The organism is Streptomyces spectabilis (assembly GCF_008704795.1).
Lineage (GTDB): Bacteria > Actinomycetota > Actinomycetes > Streptomycetales > Streptomycetaceae > Streptomyces > Streptomyces spectabilis.
The window spans coordinates 1,994,342-2,015,068 of sequence record NZ_CP023690.1; the positions used below are offsets into that span (position 1 = coordinate 1,994,342).

Annotated in this window: 19 protein-coding genes; 11 read left to right on the forward strand and 8 right to left on the reverse strand. The window is 73.0% G+C overall.

The window, feature by feature from the left end:
* Positions 1-4: 4 nt before the first annotated feature.
* Positions 5-445, reverse strand: coding sequence for an Lrp/AsnC family transcriptional regulator (locus CP982_RS08390; protein ID WP_030674680.1), 441 nt, complete (start codon positions 443-445; stop codon positions 5-7).
* A 386-nt stretch (positions 446-831) separates the two neighbouring features.
* Between CP982_RS08390 and CP982_RS08395 the strand changes: the two genes are divergently transcribed.
* Positions 832-1,278 (forward strand): hypothetical protein, encoded by a 447-nt coding sequence (locus CP982_RS08395; RefSeq protein ID WP_150509943.1) that lies wholly within the window; start codon positions 832-834, stop codon positions 1,276-1,278.
* Between the two features lie 51 nt (positions 1,279-1,329).
* Here the strand turns inward: CP982_RS08395 and CP982_RS08400 are convergent, their stop codons facing one another.
* Both CP982_RS08400 and CP982_RS08405 read right to left on the reverse strand, forming a co-directional pair.
* Positions 1,330-2,421, reverse strand: a complete 1,092-nt coding sequence (locus CP982_RS08400; RefSeq protein WP_150509944.1) for a phosphotransferase family protein — start codon at positions 2,419-2,421, stop codon at positions 1,330-1,332.
* 35 nt (positions 2,422-2,456) lie between these two features.
* Entirely contained in the window at positions 2,457-3,584 is a 1,128-nt protein-coding gene (locus CP982_RS08405; RefSeq protein WP_150509945.1) for an Rv3169 family protein, read from the reverse strand.
* Between the two features lie 293 nt (positions 3,585-3,877).
* Here CP982_RS08405 and CP982_RS08410 point away from each other — a divergent pair, with 293 nt between their 5' ends.
* Positions 3,878-4,510, forward strand: a complete 633-nt coding sequence (locus CP982_RS08410; RefSeq protein ID WP_150509946.1) for a hypothetical protein — start codon at positions 3,878-3,880, stop codon at positions 4,508-4,510.
* Here the strand turns inward: CP982_RS08410 and CP982_RS08415 are convergent.
* Positions 4,502-5,674: an acyl-CoA dehydrogenase family protein gene (locus CP982_RS08415; protein WP_150509947.1), complete on the reverse strand. Its 1,173-nt coding sequence runs from the start codon at positions 5,672-5,674 to the stop codon at positions 4,502-4,504. The two genes, CP982_RS08410 and CP982_RS08415, sit on opposite strands and share 9 nt — an antisense overlap.
* Positions 5,675-6,080: 406 nt before the next feature.
* On the opposite strand from CP982_RS08415, the gene CP982_RS08420 reads away from it, so the two are divergent.
* Entirely contained in the window at positions 6,081-7,328 is a 1,248-nt protein-coding gene (locus CP982_RS08420; protein ID WP_150509948.1) for a glycoside hydrolase family 18 protein, read from the forward strand.
* Between the two features lie 57 nt (positions 7,329-7,385).
* Here CP982_RS08420 and CP982_RS08425 read toward each other — a convergent pair whose 3' ends face one another.
* A complete protein-coding gene (locus CP982_RS08425; RefSeq protein WP_150509949.1) occupies positions 7,386-8,066 on the reverse strand; it encodes a TetR/AcrR family transcriptional regulator in 681 nt (226 codons plus the stop codon).
* A 257-nt stretch (positions 8,067-8,323) separates the two neighbouring features.
* Here CP982_RS08425 and CP982_RS08430 point away from each other — a divergent pair, with 257 nt between their 5' ends.
* Genes CP982_RS08430 through CP982_RS08440 form a run of 3 tightly spaced genes read left to right on the forward strand, consistent with a single transcriptional unit; the run spans position 8,324 to position 10,784 of the window.
* Positions 8,324-8,845, forward strand: coding sequence for a DUF6230 family protein (locus CP982_RS08430; RefSeq protein WP_221515444.1), 522 nt, complete (start codon positions 8,324-8,326; stop codon positions 8,843-8,845).
* Positions 8,836-9,831 (forward strand): DUF6114 domain-containing protein, encoded by a 996-nt coding sequence (locus CP982_RS08435; protein WP_184925414.1) that lies wholly within the window; start codon positions 8,836-8,838, stop codon positions 9,829-9,831. The genes CP982_RS08430 and CP982_RS08435 overlap by 10 nt, the downstream gene beginning before the upstream one ends.
* Positions 9,832-9,872: 41 nt before the next feature.
* Positions 9,873-10,784: a hypothetical protein gene (locus CP982_RS08440; protein WP_150509950.1), complete on the forward strand. Its 912-nt coding sequence runs from the start codon at positions 9,873-9,875 to the stop codon at positions 10,782-10,784.
* Here the strand turns inward: CP982_RS08440 and CP982_RS08445 are convergent.
* Entirely contained in the window at positions 10,762-10,926 is a 165-nt protein-coding gene (locus CP982_RS08445) for an SCO1431 family membrane protein (RefSeq protein ID WP_150509951.1), read from the reverse strand. The genes CP982_RS08440 and CP982_RS08445 overlap by 23 nt on opposite strands.
* A 191-nt stretch (positions 10,927-11,117) precedes the next feature.
* On the opposite strand from CP982_RS08445, the gene CP982_RS08450 reads away from it, so the two are divergent.
* Positions 11,118-12,602, forward strand: coding sequence for a M1 family metallopeptidase (locus tag CP982_RS08450; RefSeq protein ID WP_184925417.1), 1,485 nt, complete (start codon positions 11,118-11,120; stop codon positions 12,600-12,602).
* A 79-nt stretch (positions 12,603-12,681) separates the two neighbouring features.
* Here CP982_RS08450 and CP982_RS08455 read toward each other — a convergent pair whose 3' ends face one another.
* Positions 12,682-14,067, reverse strand: a complete 1,386-nt coding sequence (locus CP982_RS08455; RefSeq protein ID WP_150509952.1) for a C39 family peptidase — start codon at positions 14,065-14,067, stop codon at positions 12,682-12,684.
* 288 nt (positions 14,068-14,355) lie between these two features.
* On the opposite strand from CP982_RS08455, the gene CP982_RS08460 reads away from it, so the two are divergent.
* From CP982_RS08460 to CP982_RS08470, 3 genes are all read left to right on the forward strand, one after another.
* Positions 14,356-15,006, forward strand: coding sequence for a uridine kinase family protein (locus CP982_RS08460; protein ID WP_150515382.1), 651 nt, complete (start codon positions 14,356-14,358; stop codon positions 15,004-15,006).
* Between the two features lie 455 nt (positions 15,007-15,461).
* The gene (locus CP982_RS08465) at positions 15,462-17,345 is read left to right on the forward strand and encodes an AAA family ATPase (protein WP_150509953.1); all 1,884 of its coding nucleotides are present in this window, start codon (positions 15,462-15,464) and stop codon (positions 17,343-17,345) included.
* 130 nt (positions 17,346-17,475) lie between these two features.
* On the forward strand, positions 17,476-19,437 hold the full coding sequence (locus CP982_RS08470) for a sensor histidine kinase (protein ID WP_150509954.1): 1,962 nt from the start codon (positions 17,476-17,478) through the stop codon (positions 19,435-19,437).
* Between the two features lie 39 nt (positions 19,438-19,476).
* Here CP982_RS08470 and CP982_RS41625 read toward each other — a convergent pair whose 3' ends face one another.
* Positions 19,477-19,650, reverse strand: coding sequence for a hypothetical protein (locus CP982_RS41625; RefSeq protein WP_170316393.1), 174 nt, complete (start codon positions 19,648-19,650; stop codon positions 19,477-19,479).
* A 342-nt stretch (positions 19,651-19,992) separates the two neighbouring features.
* Between CP982_RS41625 and CP982_RS08475 the strand changes: the two genes are divergently transcribed.
* The gene (locus tag CP982_RS08475; protein ID WP_051854841.1) at positions 19,993-20,697 is read left to right on the forward strand and encodes a response regulator; all 705 of its coding nucleotides are present in this window, start codon (positions 19,993-19,995) and stop codon (positions 20,695-20,697) included.
* The last annotated feature ends 30 nt before the right edge of the window (positions 20,698-20,727 follow it).

Here is a 20,727-nt window from a genome sequence, read left to right on the forward strand (position 1 = left end):
CCGCTCAGATCCGCGGCGGCCGCGCCTCGTACGGCGTCGACAGGACCACCGTCGTGTGGGTGGAGACCCCGGCCAGCGAGCGCAGCCTGGCCAGCAGGTTCTCCAGCTCGTGCGGGGTCGCGACCCGGACCTTCAGGAGGTAGTTCTCCGCGCCCGCCACGCTGTGGCAGGCCTCGATCTCGGGCACTCCGGCCAGGCGCTCGGCGATGTCGTCAGGCGCGCTGGGGTCGAACGGCTTCACCGCGATGAAGGCGGTGAGCGGCAGGCCCACGGCTTCGGGGTCGACGACCGCGGCGTACCCGCGGATCACCCCGCGCTGTTCGAGCCGGCGCACCCGCTGGTGCACGGCAGACGTGGACAGGCCCGTGGCCTTGCCCAGGTCGGTGTAGCTCATCCGCCCGTCCTTGACGAGCAGCTGCACGATCTGTCGGTCCAGCTCCTCCATGCGCCGAACCTACAGTGCCCTTGATCCTCGCCGATACCTGAGTGACGTCCGGAAGGCACCGGGGCGGCCCCCGGGCGCCGCCCGCGCGAGGGCGGGAGCGGCGCGAGCAGGGCGCCCGCGGCCCTGGCTCCCGGTGCCACGGACGCGTCGGCGGAAGGGACCGCGGGAGGGGATCGCTCCGCATGACTCCCCGCACCTCCGCATACCTGCGCACGCCTCGGGAGCCGCCCCGCGCACAGCGGCATCTTCATCCGGCATGTGACGAACACCACACATCAGGGGGCGGGTCCGCGGAAGTGCCGCGATTACCGCCAGGACGGGGCGGGAAGTGCTTCGTGTGGTCGAGGCCGCAGTGCCTTGTCGGCCCACCCGAGGGGGAGATTCCCATGCATAACCTGAAGCGCCCCGGTCGTCCCGCGCGCCGCAAGCAGCAGATCGTCGAACTGCTCGAACCCGCACCGGAGGGCGTCGAACCCGCCGACGCCGACGACGAGGATTTCGACACCTACGACACCCTGGAGATGTACCGCGTGACCTGCCCCGACTGCGGGCAGCCCATCGCGCTCCTGGCGGACGAGGACGTCCTGCCCGAGCACGCCCTGTGCCCCACTCCGTGGAACCCCTTCGGGCTCACCGTCTGCGCGGGCACGGGCCGCCCCGCGACCGAGGCCGAGTCCGCGGACGAGTCGCCCGAGCCGCAGGAGCAGGACACCGCCCGGCTCCTGACGCTCCCCCAGGGCCTGGACTGGCGCACGCAGCCGTTCTCGCACGTGGGCGGGCCCGGCTCACGTCCGATGCGGGTGCCCCGGCAGGTCCGCCGCGCCGCGGCCTGATCCGCCGCATCCGGTCCGTTCCCGCGACGGCCCGTCACCACCGGCGGGCCGTCACCAGTAGTCGCCGCGCACCATCGCCGCGAGGCTCGCGTGGTGCAGGATCAGGGTGTCGGGGTCGTCCGGCACCGCCGCCTCCCCGAAGTGCACCTGCCGGTGGGCGACGCGCAGCATGACGATGGCGTGCCGCAGCGCCGCGTACAGCGTGTAGAAGTCCATGTCGCGCGGCCGGTGGCCGGTCAGCTCCGCATAGCGGTCCTCGACGCGGTCGCGGCGCAGGAAGCCGGGCAGTCCACGCTGCCCGAAACCCGCCGTCAGGTCCTGGAAGAACCGGTGCAGATACACGGTCCAGCCGAGGTCGACCTCGCGCGGCCCGAGGCAGGCCATCTCCCAGTCGAGCACGGCGGCCGGGTCGAAGCCGTCGTAGACGATGTTGCCGATGCGGGCGTCGCCCCAGTTCAGGACCGTCTCGCCGGGGTCGGCGGGCCACAGGTCCGCCAGGCGCCCGAAGGCGCTCTCGATGAGGGGTGAGCGGGGCAGGCCCCGCACCACCCACGCGTAGTACGCCCGCTGTGCCGTCACGTGGCGGCGCAGCGGATCGCCGTCGCCGGGCAGCGCGAGGAACGCCGCCTCCTCGGCCGGGACCTGGTCGTGCAGCCGGGCCAGGACGCCGACCGTGGCGTCCTCCAGGTGCGTGCGCTCGGCGTCGCTCGCCGCGTGCAGCCAGTTGCCCTCGTAGGTGTACGGCATGACGTCCGGCGGCACCCGGCCCGCGACGCGCTCCATCACGAAGAACGGCGCGCCGAGCGGACCCGGGTCCTCCTCCAGCCACAGCACGCGCGGCACCGGCACGTCGGTGCGCTCGGCCACGAGCCGCAGGGTCCGGTACTGGCGCTCCATGTCGTACACCGGGAAGACCGTGTACGCGGCCGGGTCCGCCGCGAGCCGTGCCACGCAGGCGCGCACGGGCGGCCGGGGGTGGTCGAGGGTGAACAGGAGCGTCTCGCTCGACATGCCGTTGGACTCGGGCACGGTCACGTCGACCGCCCTGGCGCCGGGCAGCCGCGCGCCGAGCCAGTCGGTCAGGCGGCGGGCGAGCGCCTCGGGATCGCGCGTGGTGGTGCGGGGCCGGGGTGCGGTGGCCATGTCGGCGCTCCTCTCAGGGGGCGGGCAGGCGCCGCTCAGGGCGCGACGGAGCCGAAGCCGGTGAAGCCGCTCGGGTCGTGGCGGCCGAACGTGCCGTGCTCGAAGATCCCGTGGCCGGTCCGGCCGTCGAGGGTGCAGCGGGCCGCGTGGTCGACGACGCCGTACGCGGCGAGGGGGTGGGCCGCGGGGTCCGACAGGTCGTAGGCGCGGCGCTCGCACCAGGAGCGGCCGCGCCAGGTGCCGTGCTGCCAGTCGTCCGCGGGCGGGTACCCCGCGCCGACGGCGAGCGGCAGCGAGGTGAGGACCTCGACGCCGAGCTCGACCGGCTTGCGGGTGAGCGGATCGGTCAGGTGGACGACCGCGGACTCGGGGTGCCGGGTGCCGGAGCGGTAGGCGATGTCGGCCCGGGGCCAGCCGAGTTGGCGGTCGGGGTCGCCCGGGCGGACGAGGGTCGCGTCGTTGAGGGTGCGGTAGCCGTCGGCGTCCTCCTGGGTGATGACCATCAGGAAGCGGTCGTCGAAGCGGACCGGGCACCAGATCCAGTGGAAGCCGTCCGTGGGGAACTCCTCGGCGAGGCGGCCGCCCTCCTCGCCGGGGATCGGCCGCACGCCCCAGCTCCGGTCGCGGGTCGCCGTCCACTCCCCGGGCGTCACCGGGATGTCCTCGCCGTCGAGGCGTATCGTTCCGGCGCAGTGGCCCGCCTGCACGAACCGGCGGCCTTCGAGGGTGAGCCTGCCGCCGCGCCGCTGGAGGTGGTGCGGCTCCCACAGGGCGGGGAAGTCGGCGTGCCAGGTGAGGTCGTACGCGAGCGAGCGCGCGTCGTCGGGGTCGGCGGCGCAGGTGAGGCGGAGCCGGCGCAGCGGCTCCTCGACCAGGATGCGGAGGGGGCCGACGGAGAGTTCCATACGGTCGTCGCCGAGCGCGTCGGACGCGCGTACGGCGTGCAGCGTATCGCCGGTGCGCAGGGTGGCGTACGCGTCGATGACACCCGCGTTCGGATAGACGCCGAGGCCGAGGATCAGGAGCGCTCGGCCCTCGTGGTCGAAGAGGTGGAAGATGCACCGGTCATAGGCGTTGCGGTCGCCGGTGGCCACGTGCTTCATGGACAGCGGCACTTGGTGGACGGGGTACTCGTCGAGGGGCACGGGGCGGTCGTCCGGCACGGGGTGCCTCCCTGGGGACAGGGTGGTCGGGAGGGCCGGGTGGCGCGCGCCCGGACCGGAATTGACGGTACGTCAGATGCCGCACGGGAGCCATACACGTGTCAGCACCTGGCGCGTACGGCTCGGATGGCGGGCGCGCGAGGCACCGACGGCGCGTGCGTCCGCGACGGCGTGCCGCCGCGTACGGCGGCGCTGGTGCGGTGCGACGCGTGCGCCGCGCGGCGGCGAACCCTGAACGCACTCTCGATTCGACCCGATGGTGACCTGGCCACCGCGGTGCGCGTTGGCCGGACATGACCCCCACACACGCTCCGGCAGGCCAGCACCGCCGTACGCTCGCGCCACAGTCCACCACCGCAGAATCGGTTCCTCGCCGGTCCCCCTACGCACAGCAGCAGTCGTACTCCCCACAGGCCCCTTACGCCCCGCAGACCTCGTACGCACCATCCGGCTACTCCCCGCAGCACCAGCCGCCGCCTCCGCAGCCCGCGCCGCCCCAGGATCCGCCCATCTACCGCGCGCTGGTGCGCCTCTGGTCCGACCGCGGCCGGACGCTGCCGGGGCGCCACGACCCCGAGTGGGTGCGCCTCGCGGCCCCGCCCGCGCCGAGCGGCCAGTTCACGGGCCACTTCGGGGCGCCCCAGGACATGTCCTTCGACTCCCCCTACGACCTGGCTCCCGGCGCGCGGTACGAGACGGGCCGGGGCGCCCCGTACGGCACGCGCGGCGCCGGGGACGACACCCTGCCCGTCGGCGGTCACGACGGCTACGGCCGGGCCCGGCACCCGCAGGTCCCGCCGGTCCCCCCGGATCCCGGCCCGGAGCCGGGTGCGGAGCGGGACGCCCGCCCGGCGGCGCCGGACCCCCGCCTGCTGATCAGCCCCGCCCCGCAGAGCTCCTTCGGCCTGCGGCCCGGGTCAGCGTGAGTCGGGGCCCGCGAGGTGGCGGGCGATGACCATCCGCTGGATCTGGTTGGTGCCCTCGACGATCTGGAGCACCTTGGCCTCGCGCATATAGCGCTCGACCGGGAAGTCGGCGGTGTAGCCGTAGCCGCCCAGGACCTGCACGGCGTCCGTGGTGACCTTCATCGCGGCGTCGGTGCACAGGAGTTTGGCCATCGCCGCCTGCTTGGAGAACGGCTTGCCCGCGTCCCGCAGCCGGGCCGCCGCCAGATACAGCGCCCGCCCCGCCTCGATCTGGGTCGCCATGTCGGCGAGCATGAAGCGCAGGCCCTGGAAGTCGGCGATGGGCCGCCCGAACTGCCGGCGCTCGGTCGCGTACGTCAGCGCCTCGTCGAGCGCCGCCTGGGCCACGCCGATCGCGCACGCCGCGATCCCGAGCCGCCCCGAGTCGAGCGCGGACAGGGCGATCGCGAAGCCCTGGCCCTCGTCGCCGAGGCGGCGGGCGTCCGGCACCCGGACCCCGTCGAAGTGGAGCTGCGCCGTGGGCGAGCCGTTCATGCCCATCTTCTTCTCCGGAGCGGCGGCCGAGAGCCCCTCCGCGTCGCCCGGCACCAGGAAGGCCGTGACGCCCTTGGCGCCCTCGCCGCCGGTGCGGGCGAGCACCGTGTAGAAGTCGGCGATGCCGCCGTGCGTGATCCAGGCCTTCGTCCCGGTGAGGACCCAGTCGTCGCCCTCACGCACCGCCTTGGTGCGCAGCGAGGCGGCGTCCGAGCCGGAGGAGGGCTCCGACAGGCAGTAGGCGCCGAGGAGTTTGCCGCCCAGCATCCGCGGGAGGTGCTCGGCCCGCTGCTCCTTGGTGCCGTAGCCCGCGAGGGCGTGGCAGGAGAGGGAGTGCACGCTGACGCCGAGGCCGACCGTGAGACGGGCCGCGGCCAGCTCTTCGAGGACCTGGAGGTACACCTCGTACGGCTGGTCGCCGCCGCCGAACGCGGAGTCGTAGGGCAGTCCGAGCAGACCCGACTCCGAGAGCAGCGCGAAGAGTTCGCGCGGGAAGCGGCCCGCGGCCTCCTCGTCGGCCGCGTGCGGGGCGATCTCCCGCTGGACAAGATCGCGGACGAGCGCCAGGAGATCCCGGGCCTCCTCCGTGGGCAGTTGGCGCTCCACCGGCTGCACGGCTCCGTCGGCCATCCCGCTCTCCTCTCCCCTGTTCCCCTGTCGGGCACTTGCGGCGGACGCGCGCACGGGGTGTGACGACGCCGCCGGGACACTGCCACGCCGATGCTGCCCTTCCGGATCGCGGAAGCTGCTGACCAGCGACTGTGGCGCGTTGAGTATGCCCGATCGGCGGCATGGCGTCACGGGTTCTCCCGGCCGCCTTCCGATCTTCACCAGCCACTTCTCGCACCGGGCGGAAACAGGCCAGGAGGACGGAGGGAAACGGGAATTGGTCCGAACCATTGACGCAATGGTCTAGTCCTCCCTAGAGTCCAGCGGCACGGAATCTTTCGCGTTCATGCCAATTCAAAGCGCGACTGTTCTTTGGTCAACAGCACCATCCCCCTTTGCTCCCCTCTCCCCCCACGAGGAGACAGCGATGCCAAGACCACACCGCCTCCGCGCCCCCTTCCGGGCGCTCGTGGCCACCGCCTGTACCGCCGTCCTGGGCGCGGGCCTGCTCGCCGGTGCGGGCACCGCCACGGCCGACCAGAACGCCGCCCCGAAGGCCGCCGAGGCCCAGGCGGGCTCTCGCGTCGTCGGCTACTTCACCGAATGGGGCGTCTACGGCCGGAACTACCACGTCAAGAACGTCGAGACGTCGGGCTCCGCCAACAAGCTCACGCACATCAACTACGCCTTCGGCAACGTCCAGGGCGGCAAGTGCACGATGGGCGACGCCTACGCCGCGACCGACAAGGCCTACTCCGCCGACCAGAGCGTCGACGGCGTGGCCGACACCTGGGACCAGCCGCTGCGCGGCAACTTCAACCAGCTGCGCAAGCTGAAGAAGAAGCACCCGAACCTCAAGGTCCTGTGGTCCTTCGGCGGCTGGACCTGGTCCGGCGGCTTCACCGAGGCCGCGAAGAACCCGCAGGCCTTCGCCCAGTCCTGCTACGACCTGGTCGAGAACTCCAAGTGGGCGGACGTCTTCGACGGCATCGACATCGACTGGGAGTACCCCAACGCCTGCGGGCTGAGCTGCGACACCAGCGGGCGGGCCGCGTACAAGAACCTGATGTCCGCGGTGCGCGCCAAGTTCGGCTCGAACAACCTGGTCACGGCCGCCATCCCGGCCGACGCCTCCTCCGGCGGCAAGATCGACGCCGCGGACTACGCGGGCGCCGCCCAGTACGTCGACTGGTACAACCCGATGACGTACGACTTCTTCGGCGCGTGGGACGCCAAGGGACCGACGGCGCCGCACTCGCCGCTCAGCTCCTACACCGGCATCCCGAAGGCCGAGTACCACTCGCAGGCGACGATCGCCAAGCTCAAGGGGATGGGCATCCCGTCCGACAAGCTGCTGCTCGGCATCGGCTTCTACGGCCGCGGCTGGACCGGCGTCACCCAGAAGGCCCCGGGCGGCACCGCGACGGGACCGGCGCAGGGCACGTACGAGCAGGGCATCGACGACTACAAGGTGCTCAAGACCAAGTGCCCGGCCAACGGCACCGTCGGCGGGACCGCGTACGCGCACTGCGGCACCAACTGGTGGAGCTACGACACCCCGGCCACCATCGCCGGGAAGATGAACTACAAGAACCAGCAGGGCCTGGGAGGCACCTTCTTCTGGGAGCTCAGCGGTGACACCACGAACGGCGAGCTGATCAAGGCGATCAACTAGTCGTCCACCTCTGACGATCGGGGGCGGGAGCCGGCGGGCTCCCGCCCCCTCGTCGTCTCACGGCGGCGGCGCGGGGCACGCGGGCTCGAACTCCTCGATGACGTTCAGGGTTTCGCGGAGCGTGCGCACGAGCAGCTCGCGCACGGTGTCCCGGGGCAGCTCCCGCTCGCCCGCCGCGTCCCTGCGGCCGATCCAGTCGAGCGTGATCCCCTCGACGCTGCACAGCCAGCCGAGCAGCGCCGTGCGCGCGAGCGCGGGGATCGCGCGGCGGCCGTACGCCCCGTCGGCGATCGTGCCGACCATCGCCTCGCGCACGCCGTCCCGGATGGCGTGCACCTCGGCGTCGAAGCCGACGCCGCCGCTGACGATGGTGCGGTAGGCCGCCTGGTGGTGCTCGGCGTAGCGCAGATAGCCCTCGATGGTGCGGTGCACCCGCTCCACGGGCGGGAGTTCGGTGTCGCCCGCCGCCCGCTGGACCAGGTCGGCCACCGAGTCCTCGATGATCGCCAGGTAGTACCCGCGTTTGGATTTGAAGTAGTAGTAGATCAACCCCTTGGCGACCCGCGCCTGTCTCGCGATGTCGTCCATCGAGAGCGCGTCGTAGGACGTGTCGGCGAACAACTTCCGGCCGATGGCGATGAGTTCGGCGCGTCGCGCCACGGAGCGGTCGGAGCCGCGCGCCTGCGGGCGGTCCGCGTCGGCGGAACGGTCGCCACCGCGCTGTTGACTATTATTCAATTTCGGCCCTAGTCTCCAACTGCCTTGGGATGAGCCGCAGTATGGCAGACCCCCACCGTCTGCCCGGAACGGCGCGGCACGCCCGACGGCGCCCTGTAACGCACTCCCCTTACGCACGCGCGGTACGGCTGAACTCGTACGGGAGGAAGACAGTGAGCGCAGACAAGCGGCCCGCAGCGGGGTCCGCCCCCGAGGGCAGAACCAACTGGAAGAAGACGGCCGTCATCGCGCTGCCCGCGTTCGTCGCGGTGGGCGCGATGGCGTCGATCATGGCGGAGGGCGCGCTCGCCGCGTCCTTCGCGGTCTCCGGCACCAGCTTCCAGGTCTCGTCGGGCAAGCTGACGAGCCAGGGCCTGGCCAGCTATGTGGAGACCGACCGGAGCGTCGACGGCAAGGGCCACCCCGTGGCGCTGCTCGGCATCGGCGACGCGACGCTGTCCGACATCTGTCAGGCCGCCTCGGTCAAGACGCCCCTGGGCACCGTGGTGTTCAAGCTGACGGCGGGCGGCGACGCGGGCAAGGTCACCGCGAGCAACCTGATCATCGATGCCGAGGACCTCGTCGGCGACGCCCGCTTCGGCACCGCCGAGATCGGCAGGGACGCCTCCACGCTCGACGAGGTGCCCGGGGTCAAGGGCGAGAAGGGCAAGTTCGGCCTCCAGGCCGGGGACATCGAGGTGTCCGGGGTCAAGTCGCACGCCTGGTCGGCGACCGGCGGCAACTTCCGCCTCAAGGGCATGCGGGTGGACGTCAGCCTGGACGGCAAGAAGTGCTTCTGAGCGGGCCCGGCGCACCGCGCCGGGGCGGCTGGCTCGACGAGCGCCTTCCGCTCAGGGAGCTGCGCCGGACGGTGCGCAGGTGGCGGCGCACCCGGCCGTTCTGGGGCGGGCTCCTGCTCCTCCTGGGCGGCGCGGAACTCCTGGTCGTGCCGCTGTCGCCGCTGACGGTCCTGGTGAGCCTCGGGCTCGGCGGGATCGCCGCGATCGGCATCGGGATCGCGCTGATGGTCGCCGGTCTTTTCCTGTGGCTGCTGCCGCAGGCGCACCACTACGTGTCCGTCAACGCGCTGATCCTGTCGGTCCTGTCGTTCGCGGCGACCAACCTCGGCGGCTTCCTGGTCGGGATGCTGCTCGGCATCGTGGGCAGCGCGATGGGCTTCGGGTGGACGCCGGTGCCCGAGGACGGCCAGGAGGAGGCACGGCGGCCCGGGATCCGCGACGGACAGGGCACGCGGACCCTCGCCGTCCTGCTTCCGGTGGCCCTCGCCGGGGCGGCGTTGTGGGGCGCCGCCCCGGCGAAGGCCGAGCCCGCGGGCGGGGCACTCGCGGCCCCGCGGGCGCCCGGTGACGGGGCCGTCGTGGCGGCGCGGACGCCGCCGACCGTCACGACGACGCTGTTCGCGCCGAAGGGCTTCATCGTGGCGGGCGTGCGCGACATCCCCACCGCCGACGGGCCGCTGAAGGTGATGGAGCTGCGCATGAACGCGGCCTCGCTCACCGACTACCGGCTGCGCACCCGCGACGGGAGCCGCGAACTGGCCCTGGGCGCCGACACCTTGGACCTGAACGGCAAGGTCACGCTCTATCTCACCAAGTTCAAAGGCTGCATCCAGGGCCTGCTGTGCCTGACCTTCACGCCCGACCGGCTGCCCGTGCCGCCGCTGGTGCCGCCGTTCGTCTTCATGACCGACGTGAGCGCCGAGCAGGCCCTGGTCACCTCGGACGTGATCACCGCGGGCGGACTCAGTCTGCGGGCGCACCCCTGAGGTCACGGGCGCACCCCTGAGAGGTCATCCGAGAGGTCATCGTGATCCAGATCCAGGCAGCGCTGTTCTGGGCGTACGCGGTGGGCGCGACCTTCGCGCTCGCCGCGGGGCGCCAGCTCCAGGTGTGGGAGCGGATCAACGCGGGCGAGGGCCCGCGCACCCGCAGCCGGGCCGCCAACCCCTATCTGGCGCTCACCCTGCTCTTCGCGGCCGTGCTCATGGTGCCGACGGGGCTCTTCCTGCTGTGGCAGAACCCGTCCTGGGCGACCATGCACGTCGCCGGAGGCCATGACGGGGTGTGGGCGGGCTTCGTCCTGCTCTACGCGGGCGGCATCCCGGTGGGCGCCGTCCTCGGGTTCCTCGCGGCGCAGGTCCTGGTGCTCGTGGGCGCGGGCTACTGGGCCTACCTGCAGTGCGTGGGCGGCTACTTCCTGCTGTTCGGCGTCCTGGTGCACGGCTGGGACGGCAGCGGGTACGAGCGGTTCCTCTCGCCCGGGGCGCGCGACTGGGCCGACTGGCCGCAGGACGGCGTGGTGAACAACGCCCTGGACTTCCTGACCTCCGGCACGTTCCTCGCGCTGCTCGTCTTCGGCGCGGCCGTCATCGGCACCATGCTGATCACGGAGATCGGCTGGCTGATGGAGGGCTGGTCCCTGCCCGGCGCCGACGAGGACCGCAAGGTGCACCGCGTCCTCGCCGTGGCGATCGCCGCGGCCGGCGTCCACGGCCTGCCGCTCCTCGGCGCGGTCACCGCGAGCGCGCTGGTGCGGCTGCTCGGCGCCTGGCTGGGCCTGCCGCTGTTCGCGGTGCTCGCGGGCCTCGTCCTGCTGCCCCGGCGCTCGCCCGTACGACTGCTCTACGACCTGGTGGGCGTGCCCCACCGGCACTGGCGCGCGGGCCTGGACGACACCACCGCGGGCATGACCGGGGTCACATCAGACCGGTCTGCGTGACGAGCATCGCGAGCAGCACGACGAGCGTCCAGCCGAGGACGTGTTCCAGGAGCTTGGGGCCGTCCTCGTCGGGGCCGCCGGTGCGGGCCCGGAGCCCCTCACGGGCCTGGAGAACGGTGGCGGTGGCGGAGCTCGCGGTCATGGCAACTCTCGATTACGTCGTCCGGCAGTGGCTTCCCCCCACTGGCCGGCAGCGGCCCCTCCCACTGCCCCCTCCACCATGCCAGCGAAATCACTCGTATCGGGCGAGACGTTGGTCACCCCACAACTCGGACCCCCTGCCGTGCGTCTAAGACGGCGTACGTCCGCGCACCATCGACCGAAGGGTTTCCGATGAGTACGTTCCCGACGCCCCGCCGCGGAGCGCGGCTCGCCCTGGCGGCAGCCGTGACCGTGGCGGCCGCCCTCACCGGACCGGTCTCGTACGCCACCTCCGGCTCGACCGCGGAGGCCAAGCCCTCCCCCGGCGCCCCGGGGCTCGGCGACCCGATGTTCCCGCTCGACGGCAACGGCGGCTACAAGGTCGACCGCTACCTCCTGGACTTCGACTGGCAGGCGCCCAGGACGCCGTTCGAGGCCACGGCGACGATCAAGGCCACCGCCACCCAGGCCCTGTCCCGCTTCAACCTCGACTTCGGCGGCAACACCCTGCACGCGGTCACCGTCGACGGCAAGGCCGCGGGCACGGCGCGCGCCGGCGACGAGCTGACCGTCACGCCCAAGTCGCCGCTCCCCAAGGGCCGTTCCTTCACGGTGAAGGTGACCTACACCGCCGACCCCACCCAGGTCCGCCACCGCGACGACGCCATCGAGGACTACGGCTGGATCCCCACGCCCGACGGCACGGTGGTCTACCCCCAGCCCAACGGCGCCCGGCTGATCTTCCCCGCCAACGACCACCCCAGCCAGCGCGCGCCCATCACCTTCCGCATCACCACGCCGAAGGACCTGACGGCCGTCGCCAACGGCAAGCTGGTCGACAAGAGCGCCGGGCCGGGCGACCGGGTGCGCTGGACGTACGACTCCGAGCAGCCGCTGTCCACGCAGCTGGTGCAGCTGGCCGTCGGCAAGTTCACCCTCGACGACCGGACGGGCCCGGGCGGCCTGCCGATCCGCGACGTGGTGCCGGACGCCCTCGTCGAGCCGACCGCGAAGTACCGCGAGCTCACCGCCGACCACCTGGCCTGGCTCCAGGAGAGGCTCGGGCCCTACCCCTTCAACCGCTACGGCATCCTCGTCGGCGACACCGACCTCGGGGTCGCCCTGGAGACCCAGACCCTCTCGCTCGTCCCCAAGGCCGATCTGCTCGGCACCCAGGTCGACGCCGAGCGGAACCTGGTGCACGAGCTGACCCACCAGTGGTTCGGCGACAGCGTCGCGCTCAAGAGCTGGTCCGACCTGTGGGTCAGCGAGGGCCACGCCCGCTTCTACGAGCGGCTGTACTCACAGGCCCACGGCGGCGACAGCTTCGAGGCGGCGATGAAGGCCGCGTACAAGGCGCACGACCAGTGGCGCAAGGACTTCGGCGCGCCCGCCGAGCCCACCGAGCCCAACCTCTTCAAGCGCATGCGCTACGACGGCTCGGCGCTCGTCCTGTACGCGCTGCGCGAGCACGTGGGCGACGCCGCCTTCCAGAAGATCGAGCGGGCCTGGGTCACCCAGTACCGCGGGAAGGCCGCGAGCACCCAGGACTACGTCGACCTCGCCTCGCGGGTCACGGGCCAGGATCTGGAGGGCTTCCTCAAGCCGTGGCTGTACGGGGCGAAGACCCCGCCGATGCCCGGCCACCCGGACTGGGTGGTGGACCCGGCGACCTGACCGCCCGCCGCGGCCACGGAGGTCCCGCACGGAGGTCCCGCGCCCTGGGCGGGACCTCCCCGCGGGCTCCCCGGAGCCGTCAGCGCACGCCCACCGCGGCGAGCGCCCGCACCTGCGCGGTCGTCGGGCGCAGCGGGAAGTACAGATAGCAGACGCCGCCCGTGCCGGAGACGACCTTGCCCTGCGCGTTCTTGCGCTTGGTCCGCAGCCAGATGTTCTCCCACTCGCGCCGCCGGTAGACGCGCCGCACCGCGGCGTTGCTGGGCGACGCCGGGTCGTTGGCGATCACGTCACCGGTGTCCGTGAAGCCGACGACCGTCATCAGGTGGCCCGCGGTGCCGTAGCCCGCGCCGGTCAGCTCCTCCTTCAGGAACGACTGCGACGTTATGGCGGGGATCCCGGCGGCGATCAGCGTCTCCAGGTCGGTGAGCGACCCGAGCCGGGTGACGACGCCCTGCATGTCCCGGTACGTCGCGGCGTAGGCGGCGTTGAACGGCCAGTTCCCGCAGCCGCCGTACTGGTAGTCGTAGGTGAAGCGCGCCGCGTGGCACACCTGCGGATCGGCGAAGGAGGGGTCGACCCAGGCCAGGTCCGCGGCCGTGGGCCCGCGGCCCCAGTACTCCAGGATCATCTGGGACGAGGTGGGGCTGCACCAGGCCTCGCCGCCGTTGTCGTACTCCGGGTACTGGCCCTTGTGGATCTCCTGCGAGTAGCGCGGCACCGCCAGCTCCCCGGCGCGCCCCGGCTCGGACGCGGGCACCGTGAAGCGGTCGGGCACGTCCGAGGTCATCGCGCCGAGCCGCCACACCGTGGGGGTGAGCGCGGTCCCGGGCTCGCGGTAGAGGGTCAGCCGCAGCCGGTACGAGACGAGCCGCAGGCCGGTCGTGGGGTCGTCGAGGGACAGCGTGTCCGTCCACACGGTCGACCTGCCGTCCTCCTGGCCGTCGACCGAGGTGCGCCGTATGACCGGGGCCGCCGGGTCCTGCCGGTCGTCGCCCGAGGCCCAGCGGCCGAGGACGTACCACGGCGTCCTGGTGCCGTCGGAGTAGGTGCCCTCCAGCTCGACCTGGATCCAGGTGCCGCTGGGCGTGCGGGCGTTCCAGGAGGCGATGACCTCCGTGCCGGGCACGGTGGAGCGGTGCACGGGGCCGGTCCAGCGGGCGTACTCCCAGGTGCTCGTCCTGCCGGTGTGCGGGTCGGCGTAGTCCGTGGTGCCCAGGGGCTCGTCGATCTCGACGCCGGGGCGGGCCCTGCCCGCGACGCGGGTGCCCGCTCCGGTGCCCGTGTTCCAGTCCTTGCGCGAGGTCCAGGCGCGGTTGTCCACCGGACGGTCGGCGCGGGGCGGGCGGCGGCGGGCGGTGGCGGCGCCCGCCGGGGTCGCGGCGGCCGCGACGGAAACGGCGGCCGCGGCGCCCGCGGCGGCGGTGAGGAGTCTTCTGCGGGACATGTCTTCAGCTCGGTCCATGGACGGGGAACCCCCAGTCGACGTGGGTTCCGGCGGCAGCCGGACGCATCGGGTGACGGGCCCCGGAGCGGGGCCCGCCGGGACGAAGCCCGCCGGGGCGAGGCCCGGACGAGACTCGTCAGGTGCACGACAGTGCGCCAACTATGGCCGTTCGATGGCGGTTTCTGCCAGGGAACGGACTTCGGCGGCACCCACCAATATTGGCCTCTACCACTGGTATGACCTGCGACGCCACGCTGAACCGCGCAACTGTTCGGAAATCGGAGCGGGGGCCTAGGCTGGTGGATGATGACAATGACCCGGCGCCCCACGCCTCTCCCGCGCCTCGCCCGTGCGCTGTCCGCGCTCCCCCCGTCCTGCGGCCCGGTCCGGCTGGTCGCCGTCGACGGGCACGCGGGCTCGGGCAAGTCGACGTTCGCCGCACGGCTCGCCGACGCGCTCGGCGGCGCCCCGGTGCTCAGGCTCGACGACATCGCGAGCCACGAGGCGCTCTTCGACTGGACCGACCGGCTGCGGCACCAGGTCATCACCCCCCTGTCCCGGGGCCGAGCGGCGCACTACGAGGCGTACGACTGGCACGCGCGCCGCTTCGGTCCGGCAAGCCGCCCCCTGCCCGCCGCCCCTGTCGTCCTCATCGAGGGTGTCGGCGCGGGCCGTCACGTGCTACGCCCGTTTCTGGCGCGACTGCTGTGGATGGAGCTGCCGCGGGCCGCGTCCTGGGCCCGCGGGCGCCACCGGGACGGACCGGAGCAGCGCGACTTCTGGGACGGCTGGGAAGGCGCCGAACGGCGTCATTTCGCCGAAGACCCGTCCCGGCCGTACGCGGAGCTTCTGGTACGGGAGTTGCCCCAGGGGTACGAGGTGCTGACGGGGCCCGCCGGGACGGCAGCGGACGCCCAAATCGTCACTCAGGGTGAAGGCCCGTCGGCAGCGCGCTGAAACTTTGGAAAGTCCGTTTCCGACCACGTGGCCAGTTTCCGTGAGTGGCCCAACTCTGCTTGACCGAGGGGCCTTACAGGACTTACGTTCTCAAGGAGCGGCCTTTCGGGCCGCCCCCATACGCGAAGCCCCCGGTTGTTCCCCCGTGATCGGGGGCTTCGTTCTGTCCTGAGGCCCCGTTCCGCAGGCGCCACGAGCCGCCATTCGCTCACGCTGGGTCACCAACGCACCCGCTCCCACCCCGGCGACGACCGCGCCTTCCGCGCCCGATCCCGCGCCCCCGCACCCTACGGCCGGGCACCTCTCCGCAGGTACGATGCCTCTCGGTACGGCCGAACGGACGGCGGCTTCGCGCACCGGGTCAACTCCCGTCCGCAGCACGGCGGTTCAGATCGGTCGCCGACGGGCACCGGCCCGGTGGCACACACACGGGGGCACGGCTTGTGGGGGACGTGATGGACTTCGGCACGCAGGGCCGGGCCGCCCCGGCCGACCTCGCCTGGCTGCGGGGGGTCGACGCCTACACGATGGGCGCCTATCCGCAGGCGGAGGAGGAGTTCCGGGCCGCGGTGCGCATCGACCCGGGCATGGCCGACGGCTGGCTCGGACTGCACGCGCTGCGCGTCGACACCACGACGGCGTTGCTGCGGATGTACCAGCACCGGGACCGCTTCGGCGAGCAGCGCACCCGGCACGGCCGCACCCTCAACTCCTGGTACTGGCTCGGCTGGTGGGTCCAGCCCGTCCTGGAGTCCGTCCGCGACCTGCTGCTCGCGCACGCCTCGCACTGGCTGGACGGCCGGCACGTCCCGGAGCTCGACCGGGCCCTCGCGGGCCTTCCGCCCGTCGACACCGACAGCCAGGTGCGCTTTCTGCACGCCTGCCGCGCCTACCTGGTCAAGGACTGGGAGCAGCTGGTGCGGCACACCGACCCGCTGATCGACGACGCGATGCTCGGCATCGAGGCGGGCCTGTTCGGCGGCATGGCCCGGGTCCGGCTCGACATGTACGGCCAGGCGGAGCCGCTGCTCTCCGCCGCCCTGATGCGCTGCCGCAGCGAGCAGCCGCAGCGCAAGGAGCTGCGCTACTGGCTGGCCCGCGCGCACGAGGGCACCGGCCGGTCCGCCGCCGCCCTGCCGCTGTACCGCGCGGTGCACCGGGTCGACCCGGCCTTCATGGACACCTCCGCGCGGCTCGCGGCCATCGCCGAGAGCGACGGCTTCGACGACGGCACCGACCTCGCCGCCGTCACCCTCGCCGGGCTCGGCCAGGACGTGCTCGACGGACCCGACGGCGTGGACGCGCTGTTCGGCGCCGAGGGCCGCGATCTGAAGGTCACCGAGCCCGAGCTGCCCCCGGGCACGGGGCCCGCGGACCCGCCCGCCCCCGACGCCGTGCGCGAGAAGGCGATCATCCCCGTCAAGCCCCCGCCGCCGCAGCTGCCGCCGGGGCCCACCGATCCGGCGCTGCTCGCCCAGGCCATCGCCGAGCTGGAGCGCATGGTCGGGCTCGAACCCGTCAAGCGGCAGGTCAAGGCGCTGTCGGCGCAGCTCAACATGGCCCGTCTGCGGGCGGCCCAGGGCCTGCCGGTGCAGCCGCCGAAACGACACTTCGTCTTCTCCGGGCCCTCCGGCACCGGCAAGACGACCGTGGCCCGCATCCTCGGCCGGGTCTTCTACGCGCTCGGCCTGCTGGGCGGCGACCACCTCGTGGAGGCCCAGCGCGCGGACCTGGTCGGTGAGTACCTGGGCCAGACGGCCGTCAAGGCCAACGAGCTCATCGACTCCGCCATCGGCGGCGTCCTCTTCGTCGACGAGGCCTACGCCCTGTCCAACTCCGGCTACGGCAAGGGCGACGCGTACGGCGACGAGGCGCTGCAGGTCCTCCTGAAGCGGGCCGAGGACAACCGCGACCACCTCGTGGTGATCCTCGCCGGCTATCCGGAGGGCATGGACCGCCTGCTCGCCGCCAACCCCGGCCTGTCCTCGCGCTTCACCACCCGCGTCGACTTCCCCTCGTACCGCCCGCTCGAACTCACCGCGATCGGCGAGGTGCTCGCCGGGGAGAACGGCGACGCCTGGGACGAGGAGGCCCTCGACGAGCTGCGGTCCATCAGCGGACACGTGGTCGACCAGTCCTGGATCGACGAGCTGGGCAACGGAAGGTTCCTGCGCACGCTCTACGAGAAGAGCTGCGCCTATCGCGACCTGCGGCTCTCCGGCTATCCGGGCGAGCCGACCCGCACCGACCTGGCCACGCTGCGCCTGCCCGATCTGATGCAGGCGTACGGCGAGGTCCTCTCGGGCCGGGGCCCCACGGGCCCGGGCGGTACGGGATGACCGTTCCGCCGCGCGGAACGGCCCCGCCTGTCATCCCTTAGAGGCATTTGCCGCCCGGTCGTCCCAGCCGTGGCCAGAAGTCCGCGACCCTGACCACAAGGGCGCGCGGACACGGTGGGGGTGCGCGACGATGACCACCTGGCTGGCATGGGGATTCTTCGCCGCCGTCACGACGGCCACCGGCACCGGTGTGGCCCTGTGGATCGCCTGCGGGCTCGGCTTCCAGCTCGCCGTCGACAGCTTCGTCGTGACGGACACCACCCTGTCCCTCGTCTTCGCGGTCTGCGGGGTCGCCGTGGCCTGGCGCCGCCCTCGCAACCCCATCGGCTGGCTCCTGCTCGGCGGCGGCGCGGCGCACGCCGGGACCGTCCTGAGCCTCGGCCTCCTCGCCCTCGGCCTGCACGCGGACTGGGACCCGGCGACGCTCCGCGTCCTGGTGACCCTCGCGCTCGCCTTCTGGCCGCTCGGCCTGCGGCTCTTCGTGCCCCTCGCGCTGCTGTTCTTCCCCACCGGGAGCCTGCCGGGCCCGCGCTGGCGGCCGGTGGCCTGGGGCACCGCCGCCCTCGGGGGCCTGTTCTGGCTGTGGAGCGTGACGACGCCGGAGCCGTACGCGCTCGGCGGTCCCTCGGGGTATCTGCGGGACCTCAGCTGGCCGCCGCTCGAACCGTACCGGGCGCAGACCGACCTCCTGGGCATCTTCGTGCCCATGCTCATCGACCTCGCCGCCCTGATAGTGCGCTACCGCTGGGGCGACGAGCGGCTGCGCCGCCAGATGCTGTGGCTGATGCTCGCGGTGCTCTGCGCGGTGCCCTGGTGGCCGCTCGGCATGAACGCGGAGGCGCTCCAGGTCCTCATCACCGCCCAGCCGATCGCCATGGCGGTCGCGATCCTGTGCCCGCAGGTCCTCGACATCCAGTGGGTGGTCTCCCGCGCCCTGCTGTACATGACGCTGTCCCTCGGGGTGCTCGGCGTCTACACGGCCGTGGTGCTCTTCCTCGACCGGGTGCTGCGGGAGACCTTCCACATCGGCGGCGCCGCCCTGGTCGCCATCGCCGTCGCGATCGCCTTCCACCCCGTGCGCGGCGTGCTCCAGCACGGCATCGACCGGCTCCTCTACGGCGACCGGAGCGACCCGGTGCGCGCGCTCAACCGGCTCGGCGCCCGGCTCACCGACGAGACCGGCCTGGACGGACTGCTCCTCGCGGTCCGCGACGCGCTGCGCGTGCCGTACGCCGCCTTCCACCTGGAAGGGCGGGCGGTGGCGGCCTCCGGCACCCCGCCGCCCGGCTGCGCGATGGTGCCGCTGCCCGCGCCCGGCACCAAGGCGGCCGAGCTGGTCGTGGGCACCCGCAGGGGGCAGGCCCGGCTCGACGCGGAGGACCTGCGCACCCTGCAGGTCCTGGTGGTGCCGCTGGGGGTCGCGGTGCGCGCGACCGTCCTGTCCGAGCAGCTCCAGTCCTCGCGCGAGCGCCTGGTCTCGGCCCGCGAGGAGGAGCGCAGACGGCTGCGCCGCGATCTGCACGACGGGCTCGGCCCCACCCTCACCGGCCTCGCCTTCACCGCCGACGCGGCGCGCAACCTGGTCCGCTCCGACCCGGCCACGGCCGAGCTCCTCCTGGACCAGCTGCGCGGGCACGCGAGCGGCGCCATCGACGAGATCCGCCGTCTCGTCGAGGGGCTGCGGCCGCCCGCGCTCGACGAGCTGGGGCTCGTCGCCGCCCTCGCCCGGCAGGCCGAGCGGCTGAGCCACCGCGTCGGCGGCGCGCCGCTCGCCATCACCATCGACGCGCCCGGCAGGCTCCCCCAGCTGCCGGCCGCGGTCGAGGTCGCGGCGTACCGGATCGCGACCGAGGCGCTGACGAACGCCGCCCGGCACTCGCGGGCCGACCACGCCCTGGTCCGGGTGCGGGTCGACGACGCGCTGCGCATCGAGGTCACCGACAACGGCGGCCCGTCCGCCCTGCCGTGGCAGGCCGGTGTCGGTCTGTCCACGATGGCGGAGCGGGCCGCCGAGCTCGCCGGCTGGTGCCGGTGCCGACCCGGGCCGGAGGGCGGGGAGGTGAGTGCCGTCCTCCCGTTGCGGTCCGACTAGCACCAGCGCGGCGCTGTACGGCTGAGGTCCCTGATTCCGTCAGCCGTACAGGATCCCGGTCCACGCCTGGTGGACGTACTCACCCGCCGCCACCACCCTCGTGACGGCACCACCTCCCCCCGCCGCGGCCGCCGCTGTCGTCCCGGCGAGACCGGCGCAGAGGGCCGCCGCGGCAAGGGTCGCCACGCCAACTGCCTTGAGTGTGTCGCGCATTGCCGTTCTCCTTGTCCTTGGGGTGCGGGCTCGCGGGAACGAGCACGTGCCGGGCCGCGCACATGCAGACCGGCGGGCTCAAGGGCGGTGCCCCGCGGGGAGGTGTCCGGCGCATCGGGTGTGCCTCCGTTCCGGGGCCTGGTCATCGGCTTTGCGGGGCTTCTCGGCCGGCCGGGCCCGTTGGCACGGGCCCGGCTGCCCCCCGTTTCCAGGCTCAGCATGGTCTCGGGCGGGTCCTTCGGGTCAGGGCCCGCACTCCTTCCCGTACCGGGAAGTCCTCCCGGCCGATACGGGTGCCCGCGCCCAGGACGGAGGGTCCGCCGTCCGGAACGATGGGTAGGCATGGCAGGACGCACCGCCGCCGTTGGGAGCCGCGCCTTGACGACGCCCGCCGATTCCAGTGAGCTCACCGTGGTCCTGGCCGACGACCACCCCGTGGTCCGCGGGGGCCTGCGGGCACTGCTCGGGTCCATCGACGGCATCAGAGTGGTCGGCGAGGCGTCGGGCGGCCGTGACGCCGTGCGCGAGACGCTGCTCCACCGGCCCCTGGTGCTCGTCATCGACCTGGAGATGCCGGACCTCGACGGGGTCAGCGCGACCCGGGAAGTGCTCGCGTCCGCCCCGGACACGGCGGTGCTCGTCCTGACGATGTTCGAGGACGACGAGTCGGTGTTCGCGGCGATGCGGGCGGGCGCCCGCGGCTACATCCTCAAGGGCGCGGCGCAGGACGAGATCGTGCGCGCGGTCCGCTGCGTGGCCGCGGGAGAGGCCATCTTCGGGCCGCGCATCGCCCGCCGCGTGGCCGAGTGGATGGCCCGGCCGCGGGACGCCGCGGCGCGCTCGCCGTTCCCGGAACTGACGGCGCGCGAGCTGGAGGTGCTCGACCTGATCGCCGCGGGCATGGCCAATCCGGCGATCGCCCGCAGGCTCCAGCTGGCGCCGAAGACCATCAGCAACCACGTCTCGGCGATCTTTGTGAAGCTCCAGGTCGCGGACCGCGCCACGGCCATCGTGCGGGCCCGCGACGCCGGCCTCGGGCGGGCGTGAGGCCGGGGGCCGCCCGGACAGGCTGTCGCG